This window comes from Actinomadura macra NBRC 14102 (genome assembly GCF_001552215.1).
Classification (GTDB): Bacteria; Actinomycetota; Actinomycetes; order Streptosporangiales; family Streptosporangiaceae; genus Spirillospora; species Spirillospora macra.
Genome location: NZ_BCQT01000002.1, coordinates 104,334 through 115,790 on the forward strand (window position 1 = coordinate 104,334; position 11,457 = coordinate 115,790).

Sequence of the window (11,457 nt, forward strand, 5' to 3'; positions counted from 1 at the left end):
GAGGTGGGATGGGATCATCCGGCCGGGCGCCCATGGGGCCTGGCCGAGTTGAGCGACGGTAGCGCTCCCGTCTCCGCGCACTACCGAGCGAAGATCGACGACATTATGCGGCACTTCCGGACACGCGATCGGTCCGCCCCGATCGACGTCTGCGTCACGGCCTACACGGTGGGAGACGCAGAAGGCTGCTGCTCGATGGAAATCAACGCACGGTGGCGATCCTCCGGACACCCGAAACGGCGAGCTTCGTCAAGATCACCGAGTTCAGGGTGTCCGGACCCGTCGACGAGACGATCCTTCCCGACCTCCGGTACTGGTCTCGGGCTTGAGGGCGGGCGGTGGTCGGCCCGGGTACAGGGTGGACTCGCGCGCCAAGGCTCCTTGTAGACCGGCATTTCGGGAAAACTGCGGACTGCGGGTCAGCGGGCTATGTGGATGAAGTTCTCCACCTCACGGACTCCGATTTCCCGCCGGGTGTATATGTGGGTGCCTCGCCGGTTGTACTCCTCCACCAGCACTTTGCCCGCGCGGACACGGGCGACGTAGGCGACGTGACCGAACCGGCCGCGGTTCCACTGGGCGATCGAGCCGACCGTCGGGCGCTTGTCGACCTTGATTCTCGCGCTCCTCGCGGCGTTGTCCCAGTTGCTGGCGTTACCCCAGTGGACCCCTTTGTAGTGGTTGTGGAAGCGCACACCGCGCTGGTTCAGCCGCCAGGCAGCGAAGGACGTGCATTCCCGCTGGAAGAAGTTCCATCGGTCCGCTTTGTTCCAGTCGCCGTTGCGGTAAGGGTAGTCGTCACCGGCAGCCAGGCTCACTTCCGTGGCGGTCGCCGGCGCCGCCGCGGTGGGCTCGATGGCGTGAGCCGTGGCACTGGGAACGACCGGTATTGCCCACAGCGCGACGATGGATGTCAGCAGTGCGGTCTTTCTCATGTTCCCCCCTGATCAAGGTCGTGAATGCGTGGGAATCTGAACCACGACATCGACGGTCGATTCACTAAGTTACATCACAACTACACTCTGTGACGTTCGTCGGTATGGAGGACTGTCGATCGGGCCACCACCCAATAGCTTCGCCCCGGTGAGACGCCTGGCCGTGCCAGCAGTCGGTAGGGCTGCGTCCATGGCGAACGGGTCGTGGTAGTCGGGGCCAGTGCTTGGCCGGCGGGCGCTGCTCGTCTAGGTGCGCGCCGTGGCCGGTAGGTCTCTGTCTGCCTGTACGGCTGCGGCGGTGGACGTGGCCGGCTCGGCGGGGTGTTGAGTGGATTGTTCAAGACTTCTCGGTCTGGGGCTCGGGAGCATTGCGGTCTACCCGACCTGGAGGAGGAGATGGTGGACACTCCGTTGCGGCTCTCTGCCGAGGAGATGCGACGGCTGGGTTATCGCGCGGTGGACGAGGTGGTCGAGCATCTGGCCACCCTTCGGGAGCGGCCGGTGGGTAGTCCGCCTGTTCGGGAGAGGATCGAGGGGCTGCTCGATGTGGGGCTCCCGGACGGGCCCAGTGATCCGATCGAGGTCCTGGCGGAGGCCGTCGGGCGGGTTCGTGAATTCATCGTGCACACCGACCATCCGCGTTTTCTCGCGTACATACCTGGTCCGAGTACATATGTGGGCGCCGTCGCGGACTTCATCGCATCGGGGCTGAATGTGTTCGCCGGGCAGTGGCTGGTCGGGTCGGGGCCGGCCATCATGGAGCGGATCGTCATCGACTGGCTGCGCACCCTGTGCGGGCTTCCCGATACCGGTGGGGGGCTGTTCGTCAGTGGCGGGACGATGGCCAATCTGGTGGCGGTGCATGCCGCGCGCAGCGAGTCCGCGGATGATGGCGGTCTGATCTATGTGACGTCCCAGACCCACAGTTCGATCCGCAAGGGGTTGCGTTTCCTCGGTTTCGGCCCGGACCAGCTCAGGGTCGTCGGAACGGACGAGTCACATCGAATGGATCTGGTCTCGCTGAAGGAACAGATCGCGTGCGACCGGCGGGGAGGGTATCAACCCTTGTGCGTCGTGGCGACGGCCGGGACCACGAACACCGGCGCCGTCGATCCGCTCGATGAACTCGCCGATCTGTGCGCTGACCATGGCTTGTGGCTTCATGTGGATGGCGCGTATGGAGCGGCTGCGGTCCTGTCCGACCGTGGTGGGGACCTTCTCAAAGGGCTTGGACGTGCGGACTCCATTGCCCTTGACCCGCACAAGTGGTGGTACCAGCCATATGAGGTGGGCTGTGTTCTCGTCCGTGATGAGACGACCCTTATCGACGCGTTCAGCATGAACGCTGAATACTTGCGGGAGACGCGGCACGGGTCCGGGCCGTTGAACTATTACGACCTGGGGCCTCAGCTCACCCGCGGTTTCCGGGCACTCAAGCTGTGGATGTCGCTCAAGACCTTCGGGCTCGACGAGTTCCGGAAAGCCGTGGAGCGGGGGATGGCGCTCGCCGAGCACGCCCAGGATCTGCTTCTCAAGGGTGATCGCTGGGAGGTCGTCACTCCGGCCCAGCTCGCCATCCTCACGTTCCGTCCCCGCGTACCCGATGCCAGGCCCGAAGCCGTCGACTCGGTGACGCGGAGGATCGCTGCCGGCACGTTGGAGGACGGCTTCGCCCTGGTCCTGACCACGGAGATCGACGAACGGCCGGTGCTGCGCCTGTGCATCACCCATCCGGAGACCACGGTCGGCGACATCGAGGAGACGATCGCCTTGCTGGAGCGGCTCGCGGATGAGGCGGTCGCTACTCAGGGTCTGCGGTAGCTTCCTGGCGTCACTCCGATAATCCGAGTGAAATGCCGATGTAGATGGCTCTGGTCGGCGAAGCCGGTCAGCTGGGCGATCTCGGGTAGGGGCCGGCCGGATCGGACGAGCGCGCGGGCCGCGTCAATCCGGCGGGACACCAGGTATTCGTGCGGTGCCATGCCCAGATCTGCATGGAAGCGCCGGATCAGGGTCGCCTGGCTGACGTTGGTGAGCGAGGCCATGTCCCCCAGCGACACCGGGACGGCGTAGTGGTCGTCCAGGTAGTCGCGCAGAAGGCGCACCTCGGGTGAGTGACTCGTCGCCGCACCCGCGTCTTCTGCATGTGAACCGAAGAGCAGGGTGAGGGCGGACGCGACGTCCGTCGCCACGTCGCCTGGGTGCCGACCGTTCGCCTCGCACGCGGTGAGCAGCGCCCCGGCGCACATCGGATCGTCGATCACGCGGTCGGGGAAGGACGGCGTCGCTCGGCGGCCGTAGAGCGTGGCGGCCGTCTTCTCGTCGGTGGTGATGACGACGTAGTCCAGACCTTTTCGGGGATGCGCCCAACTGCGGTGCGATTCGCCGGGGTGCAGGACGGTGATCATGCCGGGAGGTGCCTCGTGAACCGTCCCGCCGGTGTCGATGTAGCCGACGCCGCCGCACACGACCGCGATGGACCAGTTCTTGTGCGCGTGACGTGGGAAGCGGTGATCCGAGCGGATGGTGTTCCGTTCCCAGGTGAGCATTGCCCCTCCGTCCCCGTCCCGGATGACCTCGCCCGTAGCGGATCCTCTCATGTCGTTGCGAGGTCGAGGGAGCCCGCAGAGTGAGTCAGGGAGGTCCCTGATTGAACCCTGAGATGGGGCTCGAGGTCTGTTGCCGCCGCCCTCCTTTCGCCAGTATCGGAAAACGATCTTCAGGTTTCGATGAGGGGGCAGCATGGGTGCGATGACGCCTGGTCCGACGCGTCGGTCGGTGCTGGCGGCGGGGGGAACAGCGGCGCTGTTGCTCGCCACCACCGGTACTGCGGCGGCAGACCGCTATGCCGCGGGGGTGAAGCCAAGGCAGCGTGGAGGGCGGATTCAGCTCACCTTGCCGAGACCTACCGGTGGGCACCACGTCGGGACGACGTCGCTGCATCTGGTCGACCGTTCGCGTCAGGACCCGTGGAGTTCGACGGGGTCACCGCGCGAGCTCATGATCAGTCTGTGGTACCCAACGCGGGACGCCGCCGGGCGTCCGCGTGCCGCCTGGCTCACCCCCGCGGCATTGGCCCTGTACAGGCAGCAGACCAGCCGCAGTCTCCAGACGCCCCTGGACGACGTCGATTTTCCGGTGACCCATGCCTACCGGGACGCCCCCTTCAGCGGGCGCCACCCCGTCGTGCTGTTCTCGCCCGGCTACGGCGCGATGCGCGCACTGGGCACCGCGCTGGTCGAAGATCTGGCGAGCCGCGGATATGTGGTCGTCACGATCGACCACACCTACGAGGCCGAGATCGTGGAGTTCCCCGGTGGCCGGCTTGAGACAGGCCGACGTCCGGCCAAGCCGACCGAGAAGGACATTGTCGCGGCGCTGCGGGTACGCCAGGACGACACCAGGTTCGTGCTCAACGAACTCGCGAGGTTGGACGCCGGCGCGGGTCATCGCCGGCTGCCCCGTGGCCTGCCGGGCTCCCTCGACCTGTCGAGGACGGGCATGTTCGGCCATTCGCTCGGCGGAGACACGGCCGCGGAGACCATGGCCCAGGATGCCCGGATCCGCGCCGGTATCGATCTGGACGGCAGTATCAGCGGCGATGTCGCCGTCACCGGCCTCGACCGTCCGTTCATGCTGATGGCGAGCGCCGGGCACGGGCGCGACAACGATCCATCCTGGGAGGATCTCTGGTCGCATCTGCGCGGCTGGCGTCGCGAACTGCTCCTGCGCGACTCCGGACACCAGGCTTATACAGATCTGTCTCCCCTCGCGCAGCAGCTGGTCAAGGCCCTTCCGGTCCCGCCGGCGGTGGTCGCCAAGCTGACCGAGTCCATCGGGACGATCGACGCCGGCCGGGCCGTCACCGCGCAGCGGGCCTATGTCGGCGCCTTCTTCGACCTCCACCTACGGGGTCGTGACCACCACCTGCTGTCCGGGCCGTCACCGCGATTCCCGGAGATCGAGTTCGTGCCCTGACCCGGCCAGCGCAGCGCCTGTGCCGGTGCAGAACATGAAGGTCGTGCGCCGTAGCCGCGTGAAGTGATGCACGCCGGTCGTCCTCTCCTGACTGGCGAGGATGAAAACCGGGCCTGACGCCCCCAGGCCGTTGATCTCATGAACACAAAGGTCAGGCGGCGAAGAACCGGACCGGTGTGCTCACGGCAGAATTCTCCGGAAATGTTCATTTGTGCTCAACCTTGACCCCAAAGATCGAAGATTAATGGGGTTGGGAGTGAGGCGCGGTGATGTGGTGCGCTGCCACCTATTTCACTCAGGACGGGCTTGTGTGTTTTTCGGATGGGTGAGGGGAAGGTGCCTTCGCGTGACTGGCCGATGCCGGTGGGTCAGGTCTTGATCGCTGTGGGTGGACGCCCATACCCCGTGAGGACGGCCGCCGGTGGGATTGGCCGGGACCGGTCAGTGGTTACCGGCAGCTTGGCCGCCTGGATCGCGCGGTGAAAGCACGTCGCCGGGCGATCAAAGAAATGTAGGTGTACCTTCGTGACCGTGAGAGCGGAGACGAGGGCCACATTCCTACGCCAGGGGGGCAGAGTCGCGCTTCGCCGGGTGGCTGCCTCTGATCAGGAGGAGTTCGTCGGGCTCGTCGAAGCGAGCAGGGCTCTTCATCGGCCCTGGATCGTCGTTCCCCGCACGCCTGAAGAGTTCCGCACGTATCTCAGCCGGTTTGATCAGACTCTGGCAGAAGGCTTTGTCATCTGCCTTCCGCGCAGCGGCGCCATTGTCGGTTTCGTCAATGTCAACGAGATCGTCCGGCATCCTTATCAGCGTGGGATCATCGGGTACGGGGCGTTCGCGTCGACCGTCGGGCTGGGTTACATGACCGAGGGCGTCAGTTTATTGCTCGACTACGGGTTCAAGAATCTAGGACTGCATCGCATTGAGGCTGATATTCAGCCCGGCAACACTGCTTCGCTGAACTTGGTCAGAAGACTCAAGTTTCACAGGGAAGGCTTCTCGCGCGGCTTCATCTGTATCGACGGCAAGTGGATGGATCACGAGCGGTGGGCCATTACGAGCGATATATTGGCCGCCCAGCCGCCCCGGTCGTGCTCGTCGTCGGAGTAGCCGGAGGTCCTGGCAGAGCTTGGTGAGATCGGCGACGCCCGGCCGTCATCCGTGGCGCGATCTTTGTGGAGGTTAGCGTCCGCCGACGATGAGTACGCCTCGGACTCAAGACATCGCCGGCGGCGGCCCTACCTCGTGGGCTGTTCGAGCGGAGGGGTCAGGACGGCGCGGAACGTGTGGCGGTACGTGGACGGCGGCACACCGATCGTGGCGACCAGGTGCTGTCGGAGGGAGGCGGACGTGCCGAAGCCCGCCTCCTCCGCTATGCGGTCCACCGGCAGGTCGGTGGTCTCCAGCAGGCGTCGCGCGAGTTCGATGCGCTGCTGGGTGAGCCACTGGCCGGGCGTCATGCCCACTTCGTCACGGAATCGTCGGGAGAACGTCCGGACGCTCATCCGGGCGTGATCGGCGAGCTCGGTCAGTGTGGGGGGACGGTGCAGCCGCGCGAGCGCCCATTCCCGGGTCGCGGACGTGGTGGCGGCGGACGGCTCCGGGATGGGACGCTCGATGAACTGCGCCTGCCCGCCCTCGCGCCACGGGGGGACGATGCACTGGCGCGCGACCCGGTTGGCGGCCTCGCTGCCGTGGTCGCGGCGGACGATGTGCATGCACAGGTCGATTCCTGCGGCGACGCCGGCGGAGGTGAGGACGTCGCCGTCGTCCACGAAAAGGACGTCCGGATCGACCTTGACCTGGGGATACATCCGCTGAAAGGCAGCGGCCTGGTTCCAGTGGGTGGTCGCCGGGCGGCCGTCCAGCAGCCCGGCGGCGGCCAGGGCATAGGACGCCGTGCAGATCGAGACGATGCGGGTCCCCGGGCGCAGGCGCGCGAAGGTGTCGGCGAGGGGTGGCGGAAACCAGTCGATCTCGTCTTCGGGGCCGCGGCCGAACGGCGGGATGATCAGGGTGTCGGCGGTCTCGATCGCCTCGGCGCCGTGGTCGACGGAGATGGAGAAGTCGGCCTTGGTCCGGACGGGCTTGCCATCGAGTCCGCAGGTGAGGACCTCATAGAGCGGTTCACCGGTCGCGGAGGCGGCGGATCCGAAGATCCGGATCGGGATGCTCAGCTCGAACGGGTACACGCCTTCGAGAGCCAGGACCACGACGCGGTGCATGGCCGAATTCTTGCATGCTCGCGTGATCTGGCCATACCGAAATGTCGCTCCGAATCCGGCGGAACATGCGAAGCTTGTTCCGATGCACGTGCATCTGCACGTGCCACCACAGGGAGGAGGGGGCGTTGAGAGACGGGGGGCCGGCCGCCCACGTCCGGGGGCCGACGGTCAGGCGCATGCTGCTGGGTGCGAGGCTGCGCCGACTCCGCGAGCGCAAGGGAGTGTCCCGCGAGGACGCGGGATACGCCATCCGCGGCAGCCACTCCAAGATCAGTCGGATGGAGCTCGGCCGTACGGCGATCAAGGAACGGGACGTGGCGGACCTGCTCATCCTGTACGGGGTGACGGACGACGCGGAGCGCAATGCGCTGCTGCGGCTCGCCAGGGAGGCCAACGCACGGGGGTGGTGGCATCGCTACAGCGACCTGATCCCGTCCTGGGCCCATCCTTATCTGGACTTGGAGGAGGCTGCCAGTTCCATCCGCACCTACGATCCCTGCCAGGTTCCCGACCTTTTGCAGACCGAGGAGTACGCGCGCGCGAGCCTCGCGATCCGCGACCAGATCCGGGGTGGGGCGGCACGGGCCGAGATCGACGGCAGGGTCGCCGTCCGGCTCATGCGCCAGCGGCTGTTCGCGCGCTCTCCGCGCCGGACGCTCACGGCCGTCGTGGACGAGGCGGCGCTGCTGCGTTTTGTGGGCGGAAAGGGCCTGATCCAGGGTCAGTTGGAGCATCTGCTGCGGGTGAGCGAGTCCGCCTCGGTCGAGCTGAAGATCGTCCCCGCCGGCCGGACGTCCATCACCTCGGCTGGACGCGCGTTCACGGTGCTGCGCTTCCACCAACGCACCATCCCGGACGTCGTCTACATCGAGTTGCTCACCACCGCGCTCTACCTGGACAAACCCGCCGACATGGAAGCGTTCGCGCGGACCTGGCGCCGCCTCGAAGGCGAGGCGTTGCCACCGGACGCCAGCCGGACCCTGCTCGCGAACCTGTTACGAAGGCTCTGATTCGGCCGCGGGCGGAGAGGGCGCCGGATCCGTGTCAGCTGCCGGGTTCGTGGGGTCGGGCCGCCGACCCCATCGGTCGTCCTACCGCCGCCCACGGGACGGTGCGCCCGCCGACTCGCCATGGCGGCGCGCCTCCCGTGGCGCGGGGTTGCCGGACGCTCTCGCGCGTCGATTTGCAGGTTGGGACTAATCTCGAATACATGGCATCCGTATCCCGCTGTGACGATCCGGCGGCCCTCTGTGGACGCCGCGCCATCCTCGCGCGCAAGGCCGCCGCGAAGTTCTGAATCCGCAGGTCAGTGGGGTAGAACGCTCTAGAATAGAGTATTCCGTTCTGGTGAACTCCACGTAGGGGCGGCGGCCGGGGTGGGGTTAACCCTACGGGTCCCCTAGGGGGAAGATTCCACCAGGGATGGGGGTTTTCCCTGATGGCGATGAATCCCGCCTACCGTCAGAGTCGTATGTAGCAACAAGGGGAAATGAGGACCCCTCCGCAGGAAGAAGGCGCACGATGTCGAACACGCTGAGCCTCACCTCGATGAGCAACTCCGACCTGGCCCAGATCCTCTTCAGCTCGGGCCTGCAGCAGTCGGACCACCCGTCCGCCGAGCAGGTCCGGACCGCCATCGACGCGTGGCTCTGCGCCTGCGACGGGGATCGCTCCATCTGCGCCGCCGTCGTGGCGCAGGAGGCCGGCGACCACCCCGAGTCCTACGCCACCCGGATGCGGTGGGCCCTCAGCACCGTGTCCAAGGCGTACGCGGCGGCGGCCTGAGACCCGGGCCGGGGCCGCGACCCGTCCACCCGAGAGCCCGTCCAAGAGCCAAGAGCACGCCCCAGCGACTCCACGGGAAAGGGAGATCCGATGCGTTCACCGTTCACCGACCGGCGCGAGGACATCGTCCCCCGCTCGCTCAGCGACCTGATCGCCGCCGAGGCGGCGCAGGCATCGGACGAGCAGCGCCGGCGTCGACCACGCAAGGCCATGAACTCGCGGCGCGTCACCTAGCCGGGCGACGCGCCATCTGATCATCGACAGCCGTATCCACCAACACCCCACCGGAACGGCCTCATTTGGCCACAAACGGCCTCAGTCAACGCTGTGCCGCCCGGTCGCCGCGACGCCTTGCCGCACGCCACCGGATCAGTGCTTCTTCGGCTTCCTGGTCTTCTTGTGGCTGCTGCCCGACTCCCACTCGTACCCGGGCGTGTTGTCCTTACAGAAACGGTCGCTGACCTTCGTGTCGGTCGCGTCATGCTCGCACCAACGCTTCTCCGAGCAGCCGGTGAGGCCGAGCCCGGCGACCAGGACGGCCGCGGCGAGCAGGGTGAAACGGGTCTTCGGCATCGATCTTCCTCTTTCTGGTGGCTGGGCGGGGGTCCACGAGCCCGGCCGCGGTTAACGCAGGTCTGACGTGCACAATCGCGGCGCCGTTCCCCGGAGGTTACGTGCGGCTGGGCGCCGCCTCGCGCCCAGGCGGACGCGCCCGGCCGCGAACTATGCTGGCGCCGTGAGCGACGTGGTGGCGGAGAAGCAGGACGGCACCCCGGACGACGGGATCCGCGAGTACCGCATCGGCGAACTCGCGAAGGCCGCCGGCGTTCCGGCGCGGACGCTGCGCTACTACCAGGAACGAAAGCTGCTGCCGCCGCCGCGCCGGTCGGGCCGCGTCGGCCTGTACTCCGACGACCACCTGGCGCGCCTCCGCATGATCGGCAACCTGCTGGAGCGCGGCCACACCCTGGAGGGCATCCGGGAGCTGCTGGCGGCGTGGGATCAGGGACGCGACATCGGCGCGGTGCTCGGCATCGAGAAGGCGGTGACGACACCGTGGTCCCATGAGGTCCCGGTGACCATATCGCTGGACGAGCTGGCGGCGCTGTTCCCGGGCGAGGGCGACGCCGGCGCGCTGAACCGGGCCGCCGCCCTCGGCCTCATCGAGGTGGACGGCGACCGTGTGACCCACTGGAGCCGCCGCCAGCTCGACGCCACCGCCACGCTCGTCCGCGCCGGGGTCCCGCTGGACGCCGTGCTGACGGTCGGGCGGGAACTCCAGCGCAGCATGGACGATCTGGCCGCCATGTTCGTCCGGCTGATCGCGACGCATGTCGTCGGCCGCATCGGCGACCAGGATCTCGGTGAGCTCACCGAGATCCTGGCGCGGCTGCGTCCGGGCGCCCAGGTCACGGTCGAGGCCGGTTTCGCGCGGGCCATGGACCGGCAGGTCCGCGCCGTGATCGACGAGTTCCCCGGGCGGCTGGCCACATCCTGACGTTCCCGTGCCGGGCCGTTGCCGGTCACGGCCGCGACTTCCCGTCCCGAGATCGTTAGCGTGGCGTGCGTGACAGGATTCCGCTCCCACCCCCTGTTCGCCGCACCCGCCGTTGTCAGCACCCTTGCCGCGGGTGCGCTCGTCGCCGGTGGCGTTCTCGCCGCAGGCGCCCTGCTGCCCGCGGCCCGCGTGCGGGCGTCGCCGGTCGCCGCCGCGCCGTGCAGTTCGGCCGAGAACCCCGCCGTCGCGAAGAAGCTCGGCACGCAGATCCAGGCCGCGCTCGCCGGGCGTACCGGGACCGAGTCGGTCGCCGTGTACGACCGCAAGCGCGGCATCCGCTGCGCGGTGGCGGCCGGCAGCCACTACGACTCGGCGAGCGTCGTCAAGGCGACCATCCTGGGCGCGCTGCTGCGCAAGGTGACCGACGGGAAACGGTCGATGACCACGTCGGAGAAGTCCCTGGCCAACAAGATGATCACGCGGTCCGACAACGCCGCCGCGTCCACGCTGTGGCGGTCGGTGGGGCGGACCCGCATGAGCCGGTTCCTGAAGCAGGCCGAGATGACGCACACCACGCTCGGGCCGTCCGGGTACTGGGGGCTGACGCAGATCACCGCGCAGGATCAGATCGAGCTGCTCAGCCGCTACACCACGTCCAACGCGCTACTGCCCGACCATGCCCGCGCGTACGCGCTGAAGCTGATGAACAGTGTCATCGCGTCCCAGCGCTGGGGCACTCCGGCGGGCCACCCGGCGAACGTCACATGGCATGTGAAGAACGGCTGGCTGCCACGCCACGGGCGCGACTGGCGCGTCCACAGCATCGGCGCGTTCGACGGTCACGGCGAGGACTACATGATCGTGGTACTCACGCGGGACACGCCGTCCATGGCCTACGGGGTGCAGACGATCGAGCGCGTCGCCCGCACCGTCCACCGCACCCTCAACCCGGGCATTCAGTCGATAGCACCGGAAAGCACGCCGAACAACACGTGGGAGACGTCGGACGGCTCCGTCCCGGCCGACCGCTGAGGCC

12 protein-coding genes are annotated in these 11,457 nt (G+C 67.5%); 8 read left to right on the top strand and 4 right to left on the bottom strand.

Annotated elements, in window-relative coordinates:
- Positions 1-419: 419 nt before the first annotated feature.
- The gene (locus AMA02S_RS01675; RefSeq protein ID WP_067450423.1) at positions 420-935 is read right to left on the bottom strand and encodes a CHAP domain-containing protein; all 516 of its coding nucleotides are present in this window, start codon (positions 933-935) and stop codon (positions 420-422) included.
- Between the two features lie 396 nt (positions 936-1,331).
- On the opposite strand from AMA02S_RS01675, the gene AMA02S_RS01680 reads away from it, so the two are divergent.
- Positions 1,332-2,756 carry a pyridoxal phosphate-dependent decarboxylase family protein gene (locus AMA02S_RS01680; RefSeq protein ID WP_067450427.1) on the top strand — a complete coding sequence of 475 codons (1,425 nt, stop codon included), beginning with the start codon at positions 1,332-1,334 and terminating at the stop codon, positions 2,754-2,756.
- Here AMA02S_RS01680 and AMA02S_RS01685 read toward each other — a convergent pair.
- Positions 2,741-3,484, bottom strand: coding sequence for an AraC family transcriptional regulator (locus tag AMA02S_RS01685; RefSeq protein WP_067450430.1), 744 nt, complete (start codon positions 3,482-3,484; stop codon positions 2,741-2,743). The two genes, AMA02S_RS01680 and AMA02S_RS01685, sit on opposite strands and share 16 nt — an antisense overlap.
- Before the next feature lie 202 nt (positions 3,485-3,686).
- Between AMA02S_RS01685 and AMA02S_RS01690 the strand changes: the two genes are divergently transcribed.
- Together AMA02S_RS01690 and AMA02S_RS01695 are read left to right on the top strand one after the other, a co-directional pair.
- Entirely contained in the window at positions 3,687-4,913 is a 1,227-nt protein-coding gene (locus tag AMA02S_RS01690; protein ID WP_245667306.1) for an alpha/beta hydrolase family protein, read from the top strand.
- A gap of 531 nt (positions 4,914-5,444) precedes the next feature.
- Positions 5,445-6,023 (top strand): GNAT family N-acetyltransferase, encoded by a 579-nt coding sequence (locus tag AMA02S_RS01695; protein ID WP_067451464.1) that lies wholly within the window; start codon positions 5,445-5,447, stop codon positions 6,021-6,023.
- Positions 6,024-6,151: 128 nt separating this feature from the next.
- On the opposite strand, the gene AMA02S_RS01700 is transcribed toward AMA02S_RS01695, so the two are convergent.
- Positions 6,152-7,138 carry a GlxA family transcriptional regulator gene (locus tag AMA02S_RS01700; RefSeq protein WP_067450436.1) on the bottom strand — a complete coding sequence of 329 codons (987 nt, stop codon included), beginning with the start codon at positions 7,136-7,138 and terminating at the stop codon, positions 6,152-6,154.
- A gap of 176 nt (positions 7,139-7,314) precedes the next feature.
- Between AMA02S_RS01700 and AMA02S_RS01705 the strand changes: the two genes are divergently transcribed.
- From AMA02S_RS01705 to AMA02S_RS41230, 3 genes are all read left to right on the top strand, one after another.
- Positions 7,315-8,148, top strand: a complete 834-nt coding sequence (locus AMA02S_RS01705) for a DUF5753 domain-containing protein (protein ID WP_067450439.1) — start codon at positions 7,315-7,317, stop codon at positions 8,146-8,148.
- Positions 8,149-8,659: 511 nt separating this feature from the next.
- Positions 8,660-8,923 (top strand): hypothetical protein, encoded by a 264-nt coding sequence (locus AMA02S_RS01710; protein ID WP_067450441.1) that lies wholly within the window; start codon positions 8,660-8,662, stop codon positions 8,921-8,923.
- Positions 8,924-9,013: 90 nt separating this feature from the next.
- On the top strand, positions 9,014-9,157 hold the full coding sequence (locus tag AMA02S_RS41230; RefSeq protein WP_157430319.1) for a hypothetical protein: 144 nt from the start codon (positions 9,014-9,016) through the stop codon (positions 9,155-9,157).
- A gap of 135 nt (positions 9,158-9,292) precedes the next feature.
- Here the strand turns inward: AMA02S_RS41230 and AMA02S_RS01715 are convergent, their stop codons facing one another.
- Complete coding sequence (locus tag AMA02S_RS01715) at positions 9,293-9,496, bottom strand: hypothetical protein (protein ID WP_067450444.1); 204 nt, start codon at positions 9,494-9,496, stop codon at positions 9,293-9,295.
- A 163-nt stretch (positions 9,497-9,659) separates the two neighbouring features.
- Between AMA02S_RS01715 and AMA02S_RS01720 the strand changes: the two genes are divergently transcribed.
- Complete coding sequence (locus tag AMA02S_RS01720) at positions 9,660-10,421, top strand: MerR family transcriptional regulator (RefSeq protein WP_245667308.1); 762 nt, start codon at positions 9,660-9,662, stop codon at positions 10,419-10,421.
- Positions 10,422-10,490: 69 nt separating this feature from the next.
- The gene (locus AMA02S_RS01725) at positions 10,491-11,453 is read left to right on the top strand and encodes a serine hydrolase (protein ID WP_067451471.1); all 963 of its coding nucleotides are present in this window, start codon (positions 10,491-10,493) and stop codon (positions 11,451-11,453) included.
- The last annotated feature ends 4 nt before the right edge of the window (positions 11,454-11,457 follow it).

Excerpts from the sequence above, each read along its gene's own strand:
- AMA02S_RS01675 (WP_067450423.1), bottom strand. The coding sequence starts at position 935 with ATGAGAAAGACCGCACTGCTGACATCCATCGTCGCGCTGTGGGCAATA.
- AMA02S_RS01680 (WP_067450427.1), top strand. The coding sequence starts at position 1,332 with ATGGTGGACACTCCGTTGCGGCTCTCTGCCGAGGAGATGCGACGGCTG.
- AMA02S_RS01685 (WP_067450430.1), bottom strand. The coding sequence starts at position 3,484 with ATGCTCACCTGGGAACGGAACACCATCCGCTCGGATCACCGCTTCCCA.
- AMA02S_RS01690 (WP_245667306.1), top strand. The coding sequence starts at position 3,687 with ATGACGCCTGGTCCGACGCGTCGGTCGGTGCTGGCGGCGGGGGGAACA.
- AMA02S_RS01700 (WP_067450436.1), bottom strand. The coding sequence starts at position 7,138 with ATGCACCGCGTCGTGGTCCTGGCTCTCGAAGGCGTGTACCCGTTCGAG.
- AMA02S_RS01705 (WP_067450439.1), top strand. The coding sequence starts at position 7,315 with ATGCTGCTGGGTGCGAGGCTGCGCCGACTCCGCGAGCGCAAGGGAGTG.
- AMA02S_RS01710 (WP_067450441.1), top strand. The coding sequence starts at position 8,660 with ATGTCGAACACGCTGAGCCTCACCTCGATGAGCAACTCCGACCTGGCC.
- AMA02S_RS41230 (WP_157430319.1), top strand. The coding sequence starts at position 9,014 with ATGCGTTCACCGTTCACCGACCGGCGCGAGGACATCGTCCCCCGCTCG.
- AMA02S_RS01715 (WP_067450444.1), bottom strand. The coding sequence starts at position 9,496 with ATGCCGAAGACCCGTTTCACCCTGCTCGCCGCGGCCGTCCTGGTCGCC.